Source organism: Paraurantiacibacter namhicola (assembly GCF_001687545.1).
GTDB lineage: Bacteria > Pseudomonadota > Alphaproteobacteria > Sphingomonadales > Sphingomonadaceae > Paraurantiacibacter > Paraurantiacibacter namhicola.
Genome location: NZ_CP016545.1, coordinates 1938557 through 1960342, shown reverse-complemented (window position 1 = coordinate 1960342; position 21786 = coordinate 1938557). Strand labels below are relative to the sequence as shown.

The window sequence follows — 21786 nt, the reverse complement described above, 5'->3', positions numbered from 1 at the left end:
CGCGGCGCTCCAACGCGCGCGCAATTCCCGCTTATTCCGGCAGAAAGTTAGAGCTCCCCATGCACGCCTATCGTACCCACAACTGCGCCGCGCTCCGCCAAAGCGACGTCGGCGAGACCGTCCGCCTGTCCGGCTGGGTGCACAAGAAGCGCGACCATGGCGGCGTGCTCTTCATCGATTTGCGCGACCATTACGGCATCACCCAGATCGTGGCGGACGAGGATTCGGACGCGCTGCCGATCCTGGAAGGGCTGAAGCTGGAAAGCGTCGTCACCATCGATGGCGAGGTGAAGGCGCGGGCCGAGGCGACCGTCAATGCCAATCTGCCTACGGGTGAGATCGAAGTCTTCGCTCGGGCTGCCACGATCCAGAGCCGCGCGGAAGAATTGCCCATGCCGGTGGCCGGCGAGCAGCATTATCCTGAGGATATCCGCCTGAAGTACCGCTTCCTGGACCTGCGCCGCGAGACGATGCACCGCAACATCATGCTGCGCGCCAAGGTGATCGAGAGCCTGCGCGGCCGCATGCGCGATCAGGGCTTCACCGAATTCCAGACGCCGATCCTGACCGCCAGCAGCCCGGAAGGCGCGCGAGACTTCCTGGTGCCCAGCCGCATGCACAACGGCAAGTTCTACGCCCTCCCGCAGGCGCCGCAGATGTTCAAGCAGATGCTGATGGTGTCCGGCTTCGACCGGTATTTCCAGATCGCACCCTGCTTCCGCGACGAAGACCTGCGCGCTGATCGCAGCCTGGAATTCTACCAGCTCGATTTCGAGATGAGCTTCGTGACGCAGGAAGACGTGTTCCAGGCGCTGGAGCCCGTGCTGGCCGGCTGTTTCGAGGAATTCGCGGACGGCAAGAGCGTAACGCCGTCCGGCAGCTTCGCGCGCATCCCCTATGCCGAAGCCATGCTGAAATACGGCACGGACAAGCCGGACCTGCGCAACCCGCTGGTCATCAGCGATGTCACCTCGCATTTCGAGAAGTCCGGCTTCGGCCTGTTCGAGAAGATCGTGGGCGGCGGCGGGCGCGTGCGCGTGATCCCGGCGCCCAGCACTGCGGACAAGAGCCGCAAGTTCTTCGACGACATGAACAATTGGGCGCGCGGCGAAGGCTTCGCAGGCCTCGGCTATGTGACCCGCAAGGGCGGTGAGTTTGGCGGTCCCATCGCCAAGAACCACGGGCCGGAGCGGATGGAAGAGCTGTATAACGAGCTCGGCCTTGGCCCGGACGACGGATTGTTCTTCGCCGCCGGCAAGGAAAGCGAAGCGGCCAAGCTGGCAGGTGCCGCGCGCACGCAGGTAGGCGAGCAGCTGGAGCTGATCGAGCAGGATTGTTTCAAGTTCTGCTGGATCGTCGACTTCCCGATGTTCGAATATGACGAAGAGCAGAAGCGCGTCGATTTCAGCCACAATCCCTTCTCCATGCCGCAGGGCGAGATGGAAGCGCTGGAAACCAAGGACCCGCTCGATATCCTGGCCTGGCAATACGACATCGTGTGCAATGGCTACGAGCTTTCCAGCGGCGCGATCCGGAATCACCGTCCGGACATCATGTACAAGGCCTTCGAAATCGCCGGCTATTCGCAAGAGGAGGTCGATGCGAACTTCTCCGGCATGATCAACGCCTTCAGATATGGCGCGCCGCCGCATGGTGGCTCGGCCCCGGGCATCGACCGCATCGTGATGCTGCTGGCAGGCGAGCAGGCCATCCGCGAGGTCATCGCCTTCCCGATGAACCAGAAGGGCGAGGACCTGATGATGGACGCACCCAGCGCCGTCTCCGCCCAACAGCTGCGCGAGCTGGGTATCCGCATCGTGGAGCCGCCCAAGGCGGCCGCTGCGGAAAAGACGCCGACCGGCCAGGCAGGCGACGGCGCCTGAGCAGGACGCGGATTGGCATAGAAAAGGGCGCGAAACCAATCGGTCTCGCGCCCTTTTTCATGTGTGATGTGGGTGATTAGTCCATCTGGTTTTCGACCATGTCGCCAAAGCGTTCGCCTTCCGAAATCTCGGCATAGGCCTGCTGCACGACCTGGCGCTCTTCCATCTGCAGATCGTCATCGTTCAGCGCGCTTTCGAACTTTCCGCGCAGGTAATCTTCACCTTCCTCGACACGCTCTGCGGCATTCTCGTCGCCATTCTGGAACATGTCCGTCACCTTCATCCATGCCTGGTGCAGCTCACCCGACACCGTGCCTTCGGTGACGAGCTCTTCGCCCTGGCGCTGGAGTTCGGAATTCAGCGTGTTGAGCGTTTCCTGACGCTCGGTCAGCCGCTTGCTGAGTGCCTGCTTCATCGCCGGGCTGGAAGCGGATTCCGATGCCTTGCGATAGCCTTCGACCGAATCGAAGGTGGTGTCGACCAGCGTCTTGAATGCGGAGGTTGCCATGGAATATGTCCTTGAAATCAAAGTTGATGTTACCTGACCAACGGACGTGGATTGGGCCTGTTCCGGCCATTCGGCGGCCCATGGCACCGTTCGGCGCGCAGCATAGTCGCCCTGGCGCATCGGCTAGCCCTTGCGCTCTTACGCGCCGTTCATTAGGGCGAAAGGCGAGAGATTAACTCCCAAACGAGAGGGAACAGAATGAGCGATACTGCCGAACGCGTTAAGAAGATCGTTGTCGAGCACCTGGGTGTCGAGGAGTCCAAGGTGACTCCCGAAGCCAGCTTCATCGACGATCTGGGCGCCGACAGCCTCGACATCGTGGAACTGGTGATGGCGTTCGAAGAAGAATTCGGCGTCGAGATCCCCGACGATGCGGCTGAGAAGATCAACACGGTCGGCGACGCCATCAAGTACATCGAAGAGCACAAGGGCTGATCATTCGCCCATGCCGACCCGCCTCATCATAGGGCGGGACCTGACAGGCCCGACCCCCTTAGCGGGCCGGGCCTGTTGCATTTTTCGGAGACCAATATGCGCCGTGTCGTTGTAACCGGGCTGGGCCTTGTCACTCCGCTGGGCGGGGATGTGGATACGTCCTGGGCCAATCTCATCGCTGGCAAGAGCGGGGCGGGGCCGATCACCCGCTTCGATGCGAGCGACCAGAAATGCCAGATCGCCTGCGAGGTGAAGGGCAAGGATCATGAATTCGGCTTCGACCCGGACAAGCGCGTGGACACGAAGGTCCAGCGGCAGGTCGATCCCTTCATCGTCTACGGCATCGATGCTGCTGGCCAGGCGCTGGAAGATGCCGGCCTGACCGACATGGACGAGGCGACCAGGGCCCGCGCCGGCGTTTCCATCGGCAGCGGCATCGGCGGCCTTCCGGGGATCGAGAGCGAGAGCCTGGTGCTGGCGGAACGCGGCCCCGGCCGTGTGTCCCCGCACTTCGTACATGGCCGCCTGATCAATCTGATCGGTGGCCAGGTCAGCATCAAATACGGCCTGATGGGCCCGAACCACGCGGTCGTGACCGCGTGCTCCACCGGCGCGCATTCGATCGGCGATGCCGCGCGCATGATCAAGGATGACGATGCCGACATCATGCTGGCGGGCGGGGCGGAAAGCACCATCAACCCGCTGGGCGTGGCCGGCTTCGCGCAGGCCCGCGCGCTCAACTCCAGCTTCAACGACCGGCCGACCGAGGCCAGCCGCCCCTATGACAAGAACCGCGACGGTTTCGTCATGGGCGAAGGCGCGGGCGTCGTGGTGCTGGAAGAATACGAGCACGCAAAGGCGCGCGGCGCGACGATCTATGCCGAAGTGGTCGGCTATGGCCTGTCCGGCGATGCCTATCACGTCACTGCGCCCCATCCCGAGGGCAAGGGCGCCGAGGCTGCCATGCGCATGGCGCTGAAGAAGGCCGGCATGGAGGCGTGCGATATCGATTACGTCAATGCGCACGGCACCAGCACCATGGCCGACACGATCGAGCTTGCCGCGGTTAAGCGCGTGCTGGGCGATCATCTGTGCGGCGCCAGCATGAGCAGCACCAAGTCCGCCATCGGCCACTTGCTGGGCGGCGCGGGCGCGGTGGAGGCGATCTTCTGCATCCTGGCCATCCGTGACCAGATTGTACCGCCGACGCTGAACCTGGATGATCCGGACGAAGGCACGGACGGAGTCGACCTCGTTCCGCATCATGCCCGTGAGCGCGAAGTGCGCGCGGCGCTGAACAACTCCTTCGGTTTCGGCGGGACAAACGCCAGCCTGATCATCAAGCGCGTCGAAGACTAGGATGGCGCGCAAGGGTTGCAGCTTCCTGGCCGCCATCGCGCTGGCCTTCCTTGCCGTGGGCGGCTGGTTCGCCTGGGGCTGGTGGGGCACCAGCGCCGTCGGTGAGGAAGACCAGACCTTCATCGTGCCCAGCGGCTCCAGCCTGACGGCCATCGCAGGCAAGCTGGAGGACGAATCGATCATTTCCGACGCGCGCGGCTTCCTGCTGCGGGCCAAGGTGTTCGGCGGCGGCGAGGCCATCAAGGCGGGGGAGTTCATGCTTCCTGCAGGCGCCAGCCCCGCCACGATCCTGAGCACGCTGCAATCGGGCGATGTCATCCGGCGGATGATCACCATTCCCGAAGGCATGCCTTCCATCCTTGTTTACGAGGCGCTGATGGCGGAGCCGCTGCTGACGGGCGATATCGCCGTGCCGGCAGAAGGCAGCGTGTTGCCGCAGACCTATGACTTCGAACGCGGAGAAAGCCGCGGGGCCGTGCTGGCGCGCATGCAGCAGGCCATGAGCGAGACGATTGCCGAGCTTTGGCCCAAACGGTCGGCCAGGACCGTCGCGAAAACGCCGAACGAAGCCGTCACGCTGGCCAGTATCGTCGAGAAGGAAACCGGCAAGAAGGAAGAGCGCGGCATGGTCGCCGGGCTGTATTCCAACCGCGTGCGCACCGGCATGATGCTGCAGGCCGATCCGACGATCATCTATCCCATCACCAAGGGCAAGCCGCTGGGCCGCCGCATCCGCCGCAGCGAGATTGCCGCGATCAACGATTACAACACCTATACGATGGTTGGCCTGCCGCGCGGCCCCATCACCAATCCCGGACGCGCGAGTATCGAAGCGGTGCTCAATCCGGTCGACACGGATGTGCTGTTCATGGTGGCCGACGGCACGGGCGGACACGCCTTTGCCAAGACGCTGGACGAGCACAACGCCAATGTCGAAAAATGGTTCGCGATCCGGCGCGAGCGCGGCGAGATGGATTGAAGCGGTCTTGAGCGGGCAGGGCGAGCACGATGATGCGCCATTCATCCTGACGGCGCAGCTGCCAAAGGACATGGCCGCCTGGGCCACGGCGCTGCGGACCGAGCATTTCCCGCCGGAACGCAATTACCTCGACGCCCATGTCACCCTGTTCCACGCGCTGCCGCGAAGCTGCGAGGCGGAACTGCGTGAATGCCTTGCGCGCCTTGCCGGCGAATACGCGCCGCCAGCTGGCCATCTGGAAGGCCTGATGTCCCTGGGCGGCGGCACGGCGCTGAAGCTGACCAGCGCCGAAATGCTTTCAATCCGCGAGGAAATCGCCGATCGCTTCCACGGCATGCTGACGTCGCAGGACCAGCACAAGCCGCGCCTGCACGTCACCATCCAGAACAAGGTCACTTCGAAGGAAGCAAAGGCGCTGCAGGCGCGGCTCTCGCCCGAGATACAGCCGCGCGACTTCGCCTTTCGCGGCCTTGCCCTGTACATCTATCGCGGCGGCCCGTGGGAGTTCGTGCGCGACTTCGCGTTTCGCGGTTGACCGCCTGCCAAGCGCGCCCTAAATGCGCCGCCTTGCCCCGCGGGTCAGATCGTGTGGCGGAGTAGCTCAGGTGGTTAGAGCAGCGGAATCATAATCCGCGTGTCGGGGGTTCGAGTCCCTCCTCCGCTACCATTTTCCCTGATTCAGAAACCAATCGCCCGGCGGCGCGTCCTGACTGTGTAGCTTCAGGGGACGCACTATCTTTATTGAGAACGAATTGTTGGATGCAGCGCTTCGCGGCCTGATCCTGGGCGGGGTTGGCCTTGGATGGGTCGTGCTGATCGTCCGTTTCACCGGGCTGCGGTCCTTTTCCAAGATGACCAGCTTCGACTTCGTCACCACGGTTGCGCTGGGTTCATTGCTGGCCGGTGCGGCGCAGGCGAGCGACCTGCCTGCCTTCGTGCAGTCCATGGTCGGTATCGCCGGGCTGTTTGTCTTCCAATTCATGATATCCAAGGGCCGCAAGGTCAGCGACAATGTGGAGCATGTGCTTGCCAACAAGCCGTGCATCCTGATGCGCGATGGTGTGATCAACGAGGCCGCGCTGTCGCAAACACGCGTCACCCGCGCCGACCTGCTGGCGAAGCTGCGCGAGGCCAATGTCATGGCTTTTTCCGAGGTGCGCGCGGTGGTGCTGGAAAACACCGGCGACATCTCCGTGCTGCATGGCAAGGAGCTGGATGACGACCTGCTGGAAAGCATTGAGGAAATCGAGAAGGACGGCTGAATTGCAATACACGGGGCGCCCGTGTTGCAGTGCAGCGTGCAATCTGTAGGCTGCACGTCATGGAAGACCTTCCCCCGCCGCCATCTCTCGCGCACCTGCAGGGGCAGGGACCGGTCGCCCTATTCCTGGACTTCGACGGCACGCTGGTCGAGCTGGCACCTACGCCGGACGCAATTACCCCGCCGGACGATATCGCGCGCCGCATCCGGGCCTTGTCCGATAGGCTGGATGGCCGCGTGGCCGTGGTGACGGGCCGCGCACTGGACGACTTGCAGAAGCACACTGGCCCCCTGAGTGTGGCACGCGCAGGGTCGCACGGCAGCCACTGCCTCTCCGCCGATGACAGCATCTTGGGCGACGCTCCGCGCGAGCTCGACAGCGATGTCGTGAGCAGGCTGGAGACATTTGCCGCCAAGGAAGGCTTCCGCTTCGAGCGCAAGAGCCACGGCGCGGCGCTGCATTATCGCAGCGATCCCTCCCTGGAGGATAAGGGCCTTTCCTTTGCACAGGAACTGGCATCCGACGCCGGGCTGGACCTGAAGCGCGGCAAGGCCGTGATCGAACTAATGCACCCCGGAGCCGACAAGGGCAGCGCGGTGCGCGCTTTCATGCAGACCGACATCTTCGCCGGCGCGACGCCAGTGTTCGTGGGCGATGATGTAACGGACGAGGATGGCTTTGGCGCCGCCAGCGATCTTGGCGGCTTCGGCGTCCTTGTCGGCGAGATGCGAGAGACCGCGGCCAGCCACCGGCTGGACGGTGTAACCCAAGTACTGGATTGGCTGGACCTTTGACCCAAAGCACGCAGAACCTCGAACTCTGGCCGATCGGCAATTGCCAGGTTTCCGGCCTGATAGACCGCACTGGCTCATTGGTGTGGGGCTGCGTTCCGCGCGTCGATGGCGACCCGACCTTCTGCGCACTGCTGAATGGCGAGAAGCAGGATGCCGGCGTCTGGCGCTTCGAACTGGAAGGGCAGGTCAGCGCCAGCCAGGAATACATCCGCAACACGCCCAACCTTGTCACCACGCTGGAGGCGGAGGATGGCAGCGCGGTGGAGATCCTCGATTTCTGCCCGCGCTTCGAACACACCGGCCGCATGTACCGGCCCGTGGCGTTCTGCCGCATCGTACGCCCGATACGCGGCAATCCGCGCCTGAAAGTGGTGCTGCGGCCGATGAAGAACCACGGCGCGGCCCTGCCGGAGACGACCAACGGCACGAACCACATCCGCTACCTCATCGATCGCCATCCGCTGCGCCTCAGTACCGATGCGCCGGTTGGATATGTGTTGGAAGGCCGGACCTTCCGGATCGAGGATGATACGCATTTCTTCCTCGGCCCGGACGAGCCATTCCAGGGCAATCTGCGCGAGCAGATGCGCCGCATGGAACAGTCCACGCGCAAATACTGGCAGGAATGGTCGCGCGGGCTGGCCACGCCCTTCGAATGGCAGGACGAGGTTATCCGCTGCGCCATTACGCTGAAGCTGTGCCAGCACGAGGAAACGGGCGCGATCGTCGCCTCGCTCACCACCTCCATCCCAGAGGCGCCCGGCAGCGAGCGGAACTGGGATTACCGTTACTGCTGGATCCGCGATTCCTATTACACCGTGCAGGCGCTGAACCGGCTGGGCGCGCTGGACGTGCTGGAAAAATACCTCGGATACTTGCGCAACATCGTGGACAATGCGCGCGGCGGGCAGATCCAGCCGCTGTATTCGGTGATGGGCGAGAGCGAGCTGGACGAGACGACGGCTGCGCATCTTGCCGGCTATCGCGGCATGGGCCCGGTGCGGATCGGCAATGCGGCCTACAAGCAGGTGCAGCACGATTGCTATGGCCAGATCGTGCTGCCCACCGTGCAGGGCTTTGTCGACCGGCGGCTGCTGCGCATCGCGGACGAGAATGATTTCGAGAGCCTGGAGCAGGTGGGCGAAACCGCCTGGGCCATGCACGACCAGGCCGATGCCGGCCTGTGGGAATTCCGCACGCGGGAGGAGGTGCACACCTATTCCGCCGTGATGAACTGGGCCGCCTGCGACCGGCTGGCCAAGGTGGCCGACCATCTGGGCAAAGCCGACCGCGCAAAGCTGTGGCGCGAGCGCGCGCAGGCCATCACCGCGAAGATCGAGGACAAGGCCTGGAAGCCGGATGCCGACGGGGAAGGGGGCCATTACGGCGCCAGTTTCGAAAGCGACTACCTCGATGCCAGCCTGCTGCAATTGCTGGAGCTGAATTACGTCACGCCCGATGACGAGCGCTTCCGCCAGACTTTCGAGCAGATCGAGCAGGAGCTGCGGCGGGGCGAACACATGCTGCGCTATGCGGCAGAGGATGATTTCGGCGCGCCGGAAACCGCCTTCAACATCTGCACATTCTGGCTGATCGAGGCGCTGGCCCTGATGGACCGGCAGGACGAGGCGCGCGAATTGTTCGGCACGATGCTGGGCCATTGCACCGACAGCGGCCTGCTGAGCGAGGACATGGACTTCGAGACGGGCGAGCTGTGGGGGAACTTCCCCCAAACCTACTCGCTGGTTGGGGTAATCAACTGCGCAGGACTGCTGTCAAAGAGCTGGAGCGAAATCAGATGAGCCGACTGATCGTCATATCGAACCGTGTCGCCGTACCCAAGGCACGCGGGGCGGCTGGCGCGCAAGGCGGGCTTGCCGGAGCGCTGAACTCCGCGCTCAAGAAGAATGGCGGCATCTGGTTCGGCTGGTCCGGCGGCGAGTGCGAGGAATATACCGGCGACATCAACATCCGCCGCAGCGCCGATGGCGTGACCACCGCGACCATGGACCTGGCGAAGCAGGACGTGGACGAATATTACAACGGATACGCCAATTCGACGCTGTGGCCGCTGTTCCATTACCGTATCGACCTGACCGAATATGACCGCGAATTCGGCAAGGGGTACGAACGTACGAACGAACGCTTCGCCGAAAGCGTCCAGCCCCTGATCGAGCCGGACGACATGGTCTGGGTGCACGATTATCACCTGATCCCGCTGGGCGAGCGGCTGCGGGCGCGCGGCATCAGGAACAAGATCGGCTTCTTCCTGCACATTCCCTGGCCGCCGACGCGGCTGTTTGTCTCGCTGCCGTTCCACGAGCGGCTGGTGCGCACGATGCTGCATTACGACATCGTCGGCTTCCAGAATAACGAATGGCTCGAAAGCTTCCTGCACTACTGCCGCAAGGAATTGGGCGCGGAGGTGGACGAGGACACGGGCCGGGTCACGCTGGAGGGCCGGTCCTGCATCGCGCGGGCCTATCCCATCGGCATCGATTACGATCACTTCATGGAAAAGGGCGACACGGGCGAGGCGCGCAATGCGCAGCAGCGCATGGTTTCCTCCACCCGCCGCCGCACGGCCATGATCGGGGTGGACCGGCTGGATTATTCCAAGGGCCTGCCGGAACGTATCGACGGCATCGGCCGCTTCTTCGACCGCTTCCCGGAGCGTGTGCGTGACCTGGTCTATATCCAGATCGCGCCGCCCAGCCGCGAGGATATCGGCAGTTACCAGCATATCCGCGCCACACTGGAGCAGAAGACCGGCCAGATAAACGGCGCGCGCAGCGAAGTGGACCTCGTGCCCATCCGCTACGTCAACAAGGGGCATAGCCAGGAAGAACTGTTCGGCTTCTACCGCGCGGCGAAGATCGGCCTCGTCACGCCGCTGCGCGACGGGATGAACCTGGTGGCGAAGGAATATGTCGCCGCGCAGGACCCGGAGGATCCGGGCGTCCTGATCCTGTCACGCTTCGCGGGGGCAGCGGAGCAGATGCAGGACGCGCTGCTGATCAATCCGCACAGCCGGGACGATATCGCCCACGCCATCAACAAGGCGCTCGACATGCCGCTGGAGGAGCGCAAGGCGCGCTACGAAAGCCTTATCAAGACGGTTCGCGACGACAATGTCATCGACTGGACCGAGAACTTCATCGGCGATCTCGAAGCGGTGGTCTGCGACGATTGAGCCGCAGCCGCTCAGGCGGAGCTGCGATGCGGTGCGTAATCTTCGTTCATCCGCTGCTGCTCGGCCAGGAATTCCTTCAGGTCGCGGTGACCGGAACGGGCCGTGCTGGATTCCAGCACCTGGTTCACGCGCCACAGCAGGAACTTGGGATCGAACGGCTTGCGGATATAATCCTGCGCGCCGTTATACAGCGCCTGCTGTTCGTCCTCCGCGCCCTTCATGCCAGTAAACATGATCACCGGCAGGTCGTAGAATTTGGGGCTTGAGCGCAGGTGGCGCAGGAACTTGCCGCCGCTCATGCCGGGCATGTTCTGGTCCAGCAGCAGCAGGTCCGGCCGCCGCCAGCGCAGCAGGTTCATCGCCTCTTCCGCATCGCTGACCCAGCCGCAGGCGTGGCCGGCATTGATCAGCACCTGGCTGGCGGCTTCGGATATGATGTCGTCATCGTCGATGATCAGGATGAATGCCATGCGCGTGTCTCCGTGGAAGAGGTCCCGGAGCGATATTCGCAAATGGCGGTTTGCCAGTGGCTAACGCCGGCCTAGGTAGTCGCCGCTAGAATACTGCCATGGCTGCGTGGAGCACCAGCGCGATCAGCACCAAGCTGGACAGCGTGAAAAAGGCGAAACGCACGATCACGCGGTTCCAGACTGCCTGGACCAGCGAATGCGCAACGCGCAGCGCCAGATAGGCCCAGCCCAGCCATTCGTTGAACCCGTCCCCTGTGCCCGTAAGCGCGATGACGATCGCGACGGCGTAGAACACGGTCGGCGCCTCATGCAGGTGGTTGTAATTGTCCGCCTTCCACTGGACCTGTGGCGGCAGGACCCTGTTCAGAGACTGGTCCGGATCGCGCGCCGCGGCGTCCGGATCGATGCCGCCCGCCTTCATGGCCGGCAAGCGCGTGGCATACATCCACAGCCATACGACCATGGTCCAGGCCGCCAGCAGCACCATGGGCTTGAGTATGCCCATGCCGATCAGCTCGCCGCCCATCACGCCAGCGCCAGGAACAGGGCGCGCAGCGCGAGATAGACGAGGGCGAGCGTGCCTGCCGTGAAGAGCGCCAAGCGCACCGGAATGGTGTTTACCAGCGCCTGCCACAGCGAGTGGACCACGCGCAGGCCGGTGTAGATCCATGCCGCGATGACGGTGTCACTGGTGGGGCCCATGATGGCCAGCATCAGGACCGTGGCGTAGAACAGCGTGGGCTGTTCCATCAGATGCGTGAAATTGTGCGCCTTCCAATTTACATGGTCGGGGATGCGGCCTTCAAGGTCCTGCCCGCGGCCACCGGGGCGCGATGCACTGACGCTGCCGGTCTTCCCGCTCGCCTGGCGCATCGCCTTCATGGCGGGAAAGCGCGTGAAGACCATCCAGAACAGCATGATGATCGACCAGACCACCAGCGCTGCTGCCGGTGCCAGAATTGCGGTGTTTTCCATGCTGTCTTTCCCCTCCTGAAGCCGGCTGCTGGACTGCGCTCGGCAGCCCAGGTTGTCAATTGCTACTCACCTGCCAGCACGGATGCGAAACTGGCAGGATCGACATTGCCGCCGGTCAGCATCACGGCTGTGCGCGGGCCGGGCGGCAGCTTGCCTGACAGCATCGCGGCTAAGGCAACCGCGCCGCCCGGTTCAAGGACTAGGCGTAGCCGCTCGAAGGCATATCGCTGCGCGGCGCGGGTTTCTGCCTCGCTCACCCAGATGCCGCGGACATCGTGGGCGCGCATCACGTCGAAATTGACCTTGAAGGTGGCGAATGTCTGCAAGGCGTCACAGGCGGTCGTGGGCGGGTTCTCGCCCACGCTGCGGCGTACGCCATCGGCCAGGCTGCGTGCGACATCGTCCCAGCCTTCCGGCTCCACTGTGACAATTTCCGCATCGGGGCAGGCGAGGGCGAGGCCGCTCGCCAATCCTCCGCCGCCGCAGCAGGTGACGATCCGTTCCACCGGCCCGCCAGCCTGCCGGTTCATCTGCCCGGCCAATTCCACGCCGGCGCTGCCCTGTCCCTCGATGACCCAAGGGTCGGCAAAGGCGTGGACGTAAGCGCAGGCGCGCTTGTCGCACAGGGTCATGGCTATCGCCTCGCGGTCTTGCTTCATCCGATCGTATTCCACGATCTGCGCGCCCATTTCGCGCACCCGGTCCATCTTCACGCGTGGTGCGTCGCTGGGCATGATAATCGTCGCGGGCATCAGCAGCTCTCGCGCCGCCCACGCCACGCCCTGCGCATGATTGCCGCTGGAAACGGCGACGACGCCGCGCTCCCGCTCGCCTTTCGGCAGGCTGACGAGGCGGTTCCACGCACCGCGAATCTTGAACGCGCCCACGGGCTGCAGGCACTCGGCCTTGGCCCATAGCGTGGAACCATCCAGCTCCACCGGCAGTAGCGGGGTTGGAGGCAAGATTTCGGCGATACGGCTTGCCGCAGCCGTCACCCCATCGCGCGTCGGTGCGCGGGTAGGCTTGCGGAGTTCGGCGCGCTGGTCCATCTCGCCATCCATACGCAATTCCGGCCCGGATGGGCCAGAGCCAAAAGGACGACGAATGGCCGACGATACGATCAACGATACGCGCCCAAATGATCAGAGGAAGGCAGAGCTGCTTTCGACGGAAGTGGAGCACATCGACATCCGCGAATTCGACGCGCGCCCCATCGTCGATTCCATGCGGAAGATGAGCTTCACCAGCCGCGATCTCGGCCGCGCGACGGAAATCTACAACCAGATGCTGGCGGACAAGGACTGCACTATCTTCTTGGTCATTGCCGGTTCCACCAGTGCCGGCGGCTGCATGGATCTGTATGCAGAGCTGATCCGATCCAACATGGTCGATTGCGTCGTGGCGACGGGCGCCACCATCGTGGACATGGATTTCTTCGAAGGGCTTGGTCACAAGCATTACCAGGCCAACGAGGTGCCGGACGATGACACGCTGCGCAGCCTGTACATCGACCGCATCTACGACACCTATATCGACGAGGAGCAGCTGCAGGACTGCGACTTCACCATCAACCGCATCGCCAACGGACTTGAGCATCGCGGATATTCCAGCCGCGAATTCATCCGCGAGATGGGCAAGTACCTGGTCGAGCATGGCAAGAAGGACAACAGCCTCGTCAAGCTGGCTTACGAGCATGACGTGCCGATCTTCTGCCCCGCATTCGTGGACAGCAGCGCCGGTTTCGGCCTGGTGAAGCACCAGGTGGACCAGATGGCGAAGGGCGAGCCCTACATGATGATCGACGCCGTGGCCGATTTCCGCGAGCTGACCGACATCAAGATCAAGGGCGGCGAATCCGGCCTGCTGATGATCGGCGGCGGCGTGCCCAAGAACTTCATCCAGGACACGGTCGTGTGCGCGGAAATCCTGGGGCACGAGGATGTCTCGGTGCACAAATACGCCGTGCAGATCACGGTTGCAGACGTGCGCGACGGGGCCTGTTCTTCCTCCACGCTGCAGGAGGCTGCCAGCTGGGGCAAGGTTTCCACGGCGATCGAGCAGATGGTGTTCGCCGAAGCAGGCAGCGTGATGCCGCTGCTGGCATCCGATGCCTATCACCGCGGCCATTGGAAAACGCGCGAGAAGCGCCGCTGGGCCAAGTTGTTCCACGACGAGGGGTGAGGGGCCGATAACCGCCTTACCCACCCGTTTGGGAACAGCGGGGCGCGGCAAGCGTCAGACCATCAAATTCGCTTGCGAATTTGCGTTTGCGCACTATATCGCCGCTTCCAGCTGCCCCAAGGGACACCCACCGCAAGGCAGCCTTGTTGAACTTCAGTGTTTGGGGGTCCCTTGAATTGCACGCTTTCCCTGACGCCAAGGCTGTAATCCGCGAACTTGCGCCGGACGAACCGGTGCTGCTGCTGCGTCCGCAAGCTGCGGCGCGGGCCGCGAGTTTCTTTGCCAAGGGTTTTCCCGGTAAATCGCTTTACGCGGTGAAGGCCAATCCTTCGCCCGATCTGTTGCGCGTGCTGTGGGACAGCGGCATCACGCATTACGACGTCGCCTCCATTGCGGAGGTGCGGCTGGTGCGCCAGACACTGCCCGATGCGGTCCTGTGCTTCATGCACCCGATCAAGACGCGCAGCGCCATCCGCGAGGCTTATCATCAGCATGGCGTGCGCATCTTCAGCCTCGATACCGAGGAAGAGCTCGCCAAGATCGTCGAACAGACGCGCAGTGATGCGGGCGTGGACGCCGCAGACCTGAGCCTGCTGGTGCGCCTGCGCGTTTCTTCCGAATATTCCGAGCTTTCGCTGGCCGCCAAGTTCGGCGTGGACCTGGCCGATGCAGCGCCGCTGCTGCAGGCCGTGCGCCAGCATTGCGACGCGCTGGGCGTATGCTTCCACGTTGGCAGCCAAGCCATGACGCCCTTCGCCTATGTCCAGGCGCTGGAGCGCGTACGCGCAGCCATCGCAGAGGCCGCTGTCACGGTGGACATCGTGGATGTGGGCGGGGGCTTCCCCAGCATCTATCCCGGCATGGAACCACCGCCGCTGGAAGATTACTTCGCCCTGATTCACCGCCATTTCGAAGCCCTGCCGATCTCCTATTCGGCGGAGCTGTGGTGCGAGCCGGGCCGCGCGCTGTGCGCCGAATATTCCAGCATGATCGTGCAGGTGGAAAAGCGCCGCGGGAACGAGCTCTATATCAACGATGGCGCCTATGGTTCGCTTTACGACGCGGCGCATGTCGGCTGGCGTTTCCCGGTCCGCTCGCTGGAGGATGACCTGGAGCAGCCGGACGAGGAGTTCGCCTTCTACGGGCCAACCTGCGACGATGCCGACTTCATGCAGGGCCCCTTCATGCTGCCGGGCGACATCCAGGCAGGCGACTATATCGAGATCGGGATGCTGGGCGCTTATGGCGCAGCCATGAAGACCGGCTTCAACGGCTTTGGTGAGCAAGTGGTGATCGAGGCGCAGGACGAGCCGATGGCCAGCCTTTACCGCGGCGACCGGGCCGATCCGCGCAGCAGCGACAATGTGGTGAGCCTGCGCTGAGCAACGCAGCGCAGCGCAGCAGGGCGCTTAGGCCGCCTTGCTGGTGACGACTTCCATGAAGGCAGGCGGGCTCTTGGGCGTGGCATTGCCGCCCAGCTGTTCCACCGAATAGCTGCCGTCGGGCAGGCTGGTGAGCGGCATGCCCGCGGCCGCCAGCGCATAGGGTGATACGCGGTGGCGCGTGCACAGGCCGTTTGCGCCATCGCTGACCAGCTGCTGTTCGAATTCCACCGCGAAATCCGCATCGCCTGCACGCGTCACAACGCCCACGGCCAGCTGGCCCGCGCCCAGGTCGAGCACGATGGGCTCGCCCTGAGGGACGCCCGCCAGCCCTTCCACGCGCGCGCCGGTCTTGGACAGGTCGCGCAGCATGGCGTTGTAGCGATGATCCTCGTGGATCACGCCAATGCGGCGATAGACGCTGCGGCGTTCGGGGCGATGGCGGTCCGGACCTTCCGGCTCGATCTTGAAGCGGCCGTCGTGGATCCGTGCAAGCACCTGTTCCTGCGGCATGGCCTTGGCATACAGCCAGCCCTGGATAAGCGTCGCGCCCTTGCTGCGCACGACTTCCAGCTGGTCGAAAGCTTCGACGCCTTCCACCGTGGTTTCCATGCCCAATGCGTTGGACAGGCCGACGATTGCAGCGATGATCTTCGCGCTGTTCTGGTCAGTCTCGGTGCAGGAATCGACGAAGCTCTTGTCCACCTTCAGCTTGTCGAACGGCGCCGCGCGCAAATAGCTTAGCGAGGAATAGCCGGTGCCGAAATCGTCGAGCGCGAGGCGTACGCCCAGCTTCTTCAGGGTCGCGAAGGTCTTGTCCGTCACTTCGCTGTCGCCCAGGAACACGCTTTCGGTCAGCTCCAGCTCCAGCCGGTCCGGTTCCAGGCCCGATGCGGCCAGCGCCTTGGTCACGATGCCGGGAAATGCGGGATTGGTGAACTGCTTTGCCGAGACATTCACCGCCACGCGGACGGTGGACGGCCATGCCAGAGCAGCTTCGCTGGCCTGCATGAGCGCCCATTCGCCGAGCTGGTTGATGAGGTCCGATTCCTCCGCCACCGGGATGAAGACGCCAGGGCTGACAAAGCCGCGCTCCGGGTGCTCCCAGCGCATCAGCGCCTCAAGGCACTTCACGGTGCAATCCTCTGCCAGCACCACGGGCTGGTAATGCAGCTCCAGTTGGCCCGTTGCGAGTGCTTCGCGCAGGTCGTCGACCAACAGCTGGCGCTCCTCTTCCTCGTCCTTCAGATCGGTCGAGTAGAAGCGGAACTGGCCGCGGCCGCCCTTCTTGGCGGCGTAAAGCGCAAGGTCGGAACTGCGCACCAGCTCCTCGCGCTCGACGCCGTCAAAGGGCGCCACAGCAACGCCGACCGATGTGCCGATCACGGCGTGCTTGTCATCGATGGGGTAGGGTTGGGAGACGATCTGGATAATCTTGTCCGCCAGTTCGCCCAGCTTGCCGCGGTCTTCGAGGTCGGGCAGCAGGACCTGGAATTCGTCGCCGCCAAGCCGGCCGATTTCGCCGCGGTCGCCCACGACGCTGCGCAGGCGCTCGGCCACCTGCTGCAGCAGGCTGTCGCCTGCCTGGTGACCCAGCGTGTCGTTCACCTGCTTGAACCTGTCCAGGTCCAGCATCAGCAGCGCACAGCTGCGCTTGGCAGGCTTGAATGCCGCCAGCATGCCGTCGATCCGGCGGTCCATGTATACGCGATTGTGCAGGCCGGTCAGCGCATCGTGGTCCGCCAGGCGGTTGTCGATGATTTCGCGTTCGTATTCGACGGTCACGTCGCGCGCCGATCCGCGATAGCCGACGAACTTGCCGCCATCGTCGAATTTGGCGCGGGCGTTCAAGGTCCACCAGGTCTGTTTCACTTCGCTGGCGGACTTGCCGACCGCGAAGCGCACGACCGTGCTTTTCAGCTTGGAGCGGGATTTCAGCAGGAACTGGAGCGGGCGGCCGCTGGTGTCGGGATTGTCGCGATCGGTCTCGAACAGGACGGTCAGCGGCTGGCCGAGCAGGTCGGTCTGCTCACGGCCGAGCGAACCTGCCGCGCTGTCCGAAAGATATGTCAGGCGCCCTTCGGCGTCGGAGGCCCAGAGCCAACCGATTTTCGCGTCTTCGAAGTCATCGAGAATGGCGAGCCGGCCCTGTGCGTTCTCGCGCGTGACGATGGCGATCTCGCCCGATGCCAGCGGATCGCGCACGTCACCGCTCGGGGCCAATTGGCCGCCAAGGGACTGGAACATGCGTTTCATGGACACGTGTGGTGCGACTCCGCTCGAATATCGAGGGGAAGCAATGCAGCAACAGGGTTATTATTCAGCTAACAAACGCGCCGAAATTACGCGGCTTTTGCCAGTTCGAGGTCCAGCCGGTCCCAGATTTCGACGAGCGCCTTGGTCAGCTCCGCCATCATCGCTTCGGTATGGGCCGGGCCGGGGGTAAAACGCAGCCGTTCCGTACCGCGCGGGACGGTGGGGAAATTGATCGGCTGAACATAGACGCCGTATTCGGCCAGCAGGATGTCGCTGATCCGCTTTGCGCGGACGGGATCGCCCACCATCAGCGGCACGATATGCGTGCTGGACGGCATGACCGGCAGGCCGGCTTCGGCGAATTGCGCTTTCAGCGATGCCGCGGCGGCCTGCTGGGCATCGCGCTCCACGCTCGACTGCTTCAGGTGCTTCACGGCTGCCAGCACGCCGGCGACAAGCACCGGGCTGAGCGAGGTGGTGAAGATGAAACCGGGGGCATAGCTGCGAATGCAGTCGATGATCTTGGCGCTGGTGGCGATGTATCCGCCCATGACGCCGAAGGCCTTGCCCAGCGTACCCTCGATAATGTCGATCCGGTGCGCAGCCTCGTCACGCTCCGTAATCCCGCCGCCGCGTTCGCCGTACATGCCCACGGCGTGGACTTCGTCGATATAGGTCAGCGCGTTGTACTTCTCGGCGAGGTCGCAGATCGCGTGGACCGGGGCGACATCGCCATCCATGGAATAGACGCTCTCGAAGGCGATCAGCTTGGGCGTTTCGGGATCCTCGGCAGCCAGCAGCTCTTCGAGATGTGCGAGGTCATTATGCCGGAAGACGCGCTTCTCGCAGCCTGAATTGCGGATGCCGGCAATCATGCTGGCATGGTTCAGCTCGTCGGAGAAGATGATGCAGTTCGGCAGCAGCTTTGCGAGCGTGGACAGCGTCGCGTCGTTGGAGACGTATCCGCTGGTGAACAGCAGCGCGGCTTCCTTGCCGTGCAGGTCCGCCAGCTCGCGCTCCAGCTCCACATGCAGATGCGTGTTGCCGCCGATATTGCGCGTGCCGCCGCTGCCTGCGCCGACATCGTGCAGCGCCTCTTCCATCGCCTCGATCACCTTCGGGTGCTGGCCCATGGCGAGGTAATCGTTGCTGCACCACACGGTGATGGGCTTGGGCCCGTTATGTCCGTGGAAGCAGCGCGCGTTGGGGTATGCGCCCTTATTGCGCAATATGTCGATGAAGACGCGGTAGCGCCCCTCGGCATGCAGGCGATCAATGGCCTGGTCGAAGACGTGTTCGTAGTTCATCGCTTCGGGGGCGCATCTAGGCGGGTGCGGCGCAGCTTTCCACCCGAATCTTTGCGAATGATTCGCAGTCAGAAACCGGAAATCTCGTTCAGTCCGTATGTCGCCAGTGCCGGGGCGAGCTCGCGGGCCATATCGATGTCGCCCGTGGCGATGAAACGGTCCGGACCTGAGCGCTTGAAAGACTGGCCTTCTGTCAGGCGCGCGACCTGCCGGGCGATGCCATCAGCGCCGTGCACGAATCGCACATTTTCGCCGAAAACCTGCGCCAGTTCCGGCTCCAGCAGCGGGAAGTGCGTGCAGGCCAGCACCACCGTATCGATCTGCGCGCCGTCTTGCTGGGACCGAAGCCCCGATACCGCGTCGGCAACGTCTGCCAGTGCCACATCCTGTCCGCGCAGCCGCGCCTCCGCCAGTCCGACCAGGCCAGGCGCGGCGTGGCGCAGCAGCAGCTTGTCGCCTGCGAAGCTGGCCTCCAGCCGGTCGACGTAGCCCTGCCGGATGGTCGCCTGCGTGCCGAGCAGGCCTATGGTCCCGCTGCGGGTGAGGGCGGCGGCAGGCTTGATCGCAGGCACCGTGCCCACGATCGGGATCTCCAGCACCTCGCGCACCATGCCCAGCGCAATGGTGGAGGCGGTGTTGCAGGCGATGCAGGCGAGGCGCGGCTGGTATCGTTCTGCCATCCGCCCCAGCAGGCCGCAGGCGCGCGCGGCGACCTCTGCCTCGGTCTTCGTGCCGTAGGGCAGTCCGGCCAGGTCGGCGGCGTAGATGACGGGCGCTTCGGGCAGGACTTTGCGCAATTCGGACAGGATGGTGAGCCCGCCGACGCCGGAATCGAACAGCAGGATGGGGGCGCTTGGGTCCATTTCGGCCTCATACCGTTCGCCCTGAGCTTGTCGAAGGGCCGCTTTTGCTTCTAGCACTGCGCATAAGGTGAACGGCAGGGGTAGGGCAACAGGCCCAGCTTCGCTTCCGACAAGTTCAGCCTGAACGGTAAGGGGTATTTGTGGACATTCTTCTCGCGGCATTACTGGGCTACGCCTTCGGTTCCATCCCCTTCGGCCTGTTGCTGGCAAAGGCCGCGGGCAAGGGCGATATCCGCCAGATCGGCAGTGGCAATATTGGCGCGACAAACGTGCTGCGCAGCGGCAGCAAGGGACTGGCGGCGGCGACGCTGTTGCTGGACCTGGCGAAGGGGCTGGTGCCTGTGCTGCTGGCGCGGGAATTTTTCGGTTCGGCTGACGGATATGTCTCGCCCGCCGCCGCCGCGGCGTTGGGTGCTGTGCTGGGCCATTGCTTCCCCGTCTGGCTGGGTTTCAAGGGTGGGAAGGGCGTTGCGACAAATGCCGGTGTCAGCTTCGGCCTCGCCTGGCCCATCGGCCTTGCTTACGCGCTGGTCTGGATCGGCGTGCTTGCCATCACCCGCATTTCCTCGCTCGCCGGCATGAGCGCTGTCGTCGCCGCCGCGATCGGCGCGGCACTGCTCGGCTATCCGCTATTCGTGCCCGTCCTGATGGTCATCGCCCTGCTGATCATCTGGCTCCACCGCGCCAATATCGGCCGCCTGATGCGCGGTGAGGAACCGAAGGTGGGGAGCAAGAAGTGAACCCCAGCGAAGGCTGGGGCCTCCAACGGTTGAAGCGCAAATTTGCGGGAGGCCCCTGCCTGCGCAGGGGCTCACAGCCATGACCAAGCTCTCCCAAACGGAGGCCTTTGCCCGCATCCGCCTTCTGCGCTCGCCCAATATCGGGCCGGTCAGCTACGCCCAGCTCCTCGCCCGGTTCGGCACTGCCGAGGCTGCACTCGACGCCCTGCCGGACATGGGCAAGCGCGGCGGGCGGCAATACCGCGCGGCGCCGGTCGCGAAGATCGAGGACGAAGTCGCCGCCGTACGCAAGGCTGGCGCGCGTTACCTGTTTCACGATGCGCCGGATTATCCGGCATTGCTGGGCGAGATCGGCGGTGCGCCGCCTATCCTGACGGCGCGCGGCGACCTTTCGCTGGCCAGCAAGCCATGTGTGGCGATGGTTGGCGCGCGCAATGCCAGCGCGGCGGCGGTGAAACTGGCGCGGGACTTCGGCAGCGAGCTGGCGGAAGAGGGCTTCACCGTCGTGTCCGGCCTGGCGCGCGGCATCGACGGGGCGGCGCATGAAGGCGCGCTGGCGGATCCCTCGCGCGCCACCATCGGCGTGATCGCCAGCGGCATCGACATCGCCTATCCGCCGCAGCACGAAGACCTGCAGGAACGGATTGCGAGCGAGGCGCTGCTGCTGGCCGAACAGCCACCCGGCACGCAGCCGCGCGGCAGCCACTTTCCCACCCGCAACCGCATTATCGCAGGGCTGGCCGCTGGCACGCTGGTGGTGGAAGCCGCGCTAAAGTCCGGCAGCCTCATCACCGCGCGGCTGGCGGGCGAGGCGGGGCGCGAGGTCATGGCCATCCCCGGCAGCCCGCTCGATGCGCGAAGCCACGGCTGCAACCAGCTGATCCGCGACGGCGCAGTGCTGGTGCAGGACCCCGCCGATGTCGCAGAACTGCTGCGCGGCTTCGACGGCAGCCCGCGCAGCACCTTCCGCGAAATGGCCGCGACATACGACCATGTGCCGGATGATTTTGCCGATGCAGAGCCGGCCGATGTCAGCGACCTCCTGACCACCGCACCCGTTGGCGTGGACGAGCTGATCCGCCAGTCCGGCACCACCGCGGGCGCCGTCCAAATGGCCTTGCTGGAACTGGAAATTGCGGGCAGATTACAACGACATGCCGGGGGACGTGTAAGCTTGGCGGGATAGCGTGGGGGCGCAT

21 protein-coding genes and 1 tRNA gene are annotated in these 21786 nt (G+C 64.1%); 14 read left to right on the top strand and 8 right to left on the bottom strand.

All coding sequences use genetic code 11. The features are described from left to right. Positions 1–59 precede the first annotated feature (59 nt). Entirely contained in the window at positions 60–1883 is a 1824-nt protein-coding gene (gene aspS / locus A6F65_RS09545) for an aspartate--tRNA ligase (protein ID WP_067788167.1), read from the top strand. A 76-nt stretch (positions 1884–1959) separates the two neighbouring features. Here the strand turns inward: aspS and A6F65_RS09540 are convergent, their stop codons facing one another. After that, positions 1960–2391 (bottom strand): PA2169 family four-helix-bundle protein, encoded by a 432-nt coding sequence (locus tag A6F65_RS09540; RefSeq protein WP_067788165.1) that lies wholly within the window; start codon positions 2389–2391, stop codon positions 1960–1962. Positions 2392–2589: 198 nt separating this feature from the next. Between A6F65_RS09540 and A6F65_RS09535 the strand changes: the two genes are divergently transcribed. The 9 genes from A6F65_RS09535 to A6F65_RS09495 all read left to right on the top strand — a co-directional run bounded on the left by A6F65_RS09535 (position 2590) and on the right by A6F65_RS09495 (position 10413). Further along, positions 2590–2826, top strand: a complete 237-nt coding sequence (locus tag A6F65_RS09535) for an acyl carrier protein (protein WP_067788163.1) — start codon at positions 2590–2592, stop codon at positions 2824–2826. 96 nt (positions 2827–2922) lie between these two features. Further along, entirely contained in the window at positions 2923–4185 is a 1263-nt protein-coding gene (gene fabF / locus A6F65_RS09530) for a beta-ketoacyl-ACP synthase II (protein ID WP_067788161.1), read from the top strand. A 1-nt stretch (position 4186) separates the two neighbouring features. Then, complete coding sequence (gene mltG / locus A6F65_RS09525; protein WP_067788159.1) at positions 4187–5164, top strand: endolytic transglycosylase MltG; 978 nt, start codon at positions 4187–4189, stop codon at positions 5162–5164. Positions 5165–5171: 7 nt separating this feature from the next. Then, positions 5172–5699: a 2'-5' RNA ligase family protein gene (locus A6F65_RS09520; protein ID WP_237164806.1), complete on the top strand. Its 528-nt coding sequence runs from the start codon at positions 5172–5174 to the stop codon at positions 5697–5699. A gap of 55 nt (positions 5700–5754) precedes the next feature. Beyond that, a tRNA-Met gene (locus tag A6F65_RS09515) sits at positions 5755–5831 on the top strand. Positions 5832–5916: 85 nt separating this feature from the next. Continuing rightward, entirely contained in the window at positions 5917–6426 is a 510-nt protein-coding gene (locus A6F65_RS09510; protein WP_237164805.1) for a DUF421 domain-containing protein, read from the top strand. A 59-nt stretch (positions 6427–6485) separates the two neighbouring features. After that, positions 6486–7220 carry a trehalose-phosphatase gene (gene otsB / locus A6F65_RS09505; protein ID WP_067788154.1) on the top strand — a complete coding sequence of 245 codons (735 nt, stop codon included), beginning with the start codon at positions 6486–6488 and terminating at the stop codon, positions 7218–7220. Then, positions 7217–9022 carry a glycoside hydrolase family 15 protein gene (locus tag A6F65_RS09500; RefSeq protein WP_067788151.1) on the top strand — a complete coding sequence of 602 codons (1806 nt, stop codon included), beginning with the start codon at positions 7217–7219 and terminating at the stop codon, positions 9020–9022. The genes otsB and A6F65_RS09500 overlap by 4 nt, the downstream gene beginning before the upstream one ends. Beyond that, positions 9019–10413: an alpha,alpha-trehalose-phosphate synthase (UDP-forming) gene (locus tag A6F65_RS09495; protein ID WP_067788148.1), complete on the top strand. Its 1395-nt coding sequence runs from the start codon at positions 9019–9021 to the stop codon at positions 10411–10413. Before A6F65_RS09500 ends, A6F65_RS09495 begins: the two co-directional genes overlap by 4 nt. A gap of 11 nt (positions 10414–10424) precedes the next feature. On the opposite strand, the gene A6F65_RS09490 is transcribed toward A6F65_RS09495, so the two are convergent. The 4 genes from A6F65_RS09490 to A6F65_RS09475 form a co-directional block, all read right to left on the bottom strand. Continuing rightward, positions 10425–10883, bottom strand: coding sequence for a response regulator (locus A6F65_RS09490; protein WP_067788146.1), 459 nt, complete (start codon positions 10881–10883; stop codon positions 10425–10427). Positions 10884–10968: 85 nt separating this feature from the next. Then, positions 10969–11409, bottom strand: a complete 441-nt coding sequence (locus tag A6F65_RS09485; protein WP_237164804.1) for an MAPEG family protein — start codon at positions 11407–11409, stop codon at positions 10969–10971. Next, positions 11409–11858: an MAPEG family protein gene (locus A6F65_RS09480; RefSeq protein ID WP_067788144.1), complete on the bottom strand. Its 450-nt coding sequence runs from the start codon at positions 11856–11858 to the stop codon at positions 11409–11411. The genes A6F65_RS09485 and A6F65_RS09480 overlap by 1 nt, the downstream gene beginning before the upstream one ends. A gap of 62 nt (positions 11859–11920) precedes the next feature. Next, complete coding sequence (locus tag A6F65_RS09475) at positions 11921–12907, bottom strand: threonine ammonia-lyase (protein WP_067790443.1); 987 nt, start codon at positions 12905–12907, stop codon at positions 11921–11923. Between the two features lie 55 nt (positions 12908–12962). Here A6F65_RS09475 and A6F65_RS09470 point away from each other — a divergent pair, with 55 nt between their 5' ends. Further along, positions 12963–14039 (top strand): 1,9-bis(guanidino)-5-aza-nonane synthase, encoded by a 1077-nt coding sequence (locus A6F65_RS09470; RefSeq protein ID WP_067788142.1) that lies wholly within the window; start codon positions 12963–12965, stop codon positions 14037–14039. A 176-nt stretch (positions 14040–14215) separates the two neighbouring features. Beyond that, the gene (locus tag A6F65_RS09465) at positions 14216–15421 is read left to right on the top strand and encodes a type III PLP-dependent enzyme (RefSeq protein ID WP_067788140.1); all 1206 of its coding nucleotides are present in this window, start codon (positions 14216–14218) and stop codon (positions 15419–15421) included. Between the two features lie 27 nt (positions 15422–15448). On the opposite strand, the gene A6F65_RS09460 is transcribed toward A6F65_RS09465, so the two are convergent. The 3 genes from A6F65_RS09460 to murI form a co-directional block, all read right to left on the bottom strand. Further along, positions 15449–17677: a putative bifunctional diguanylate cyclase/phosphodiesterase gene (locus tag A6F65_RS09460; RefSeq protein WP_237164916.1), complete on the bottom strand. Its 2229-nt coding sequence runs from the start codon at positions 17675–17677 to the stop codon at positions 15449–15451. Between the two features lie 86 nt (positions 17678–17763). After that, complete coding sequence (gene hemA / locus A6F65_RS09455) at positions 17764–18984, bottom strand: 5-aminolevulinate synthase (protein ID WP_067788138.1); 1221 nt, start codon at positions 18982–18984, stop codon at positions 17764–17766. 68 nt (positions 18985–19052) lie between these two features. Next, a complete protein-coding gene (gene murI / locus A6F65_RS09450; RefSeq protein ID WP_067788136.1) occupies positions 19053–19847 on the bottom strand; it encodes a glutamate racemase in 795 nt (264 codons plus the stop codon). Positions 19848–19987: 140 nt separating this feature from the next. On the opposite strand from murI, the gene plsY reads away from it, so the two are divergent. Beyond that, complete coding sequence (gene plsY, locus A6F65_RS09445) at positions 19988–20587, top strand: glycerol-3-phosphate 1-O-acyltransferase PlsY (protein ID WP_067788134.1); 600 nt, start codon at positions 19988–19990, stop codon at positions 20585–20587. A 79-nt stretch (positions 20588–20666) separates the two neighbouring features. Next, a complete protein-coding gene (gene dprA / locus A6F65_RS09440; RefSeq protein WP_067788132.1) occupies positions 20667–21773 on the top strand; it encodes a DNA-processing protein DprA in 1107 nt (368 codons plus the stop codon). The last annotated feature ends 13 nt before the right edge of the window (positions 21774–21786 follow it).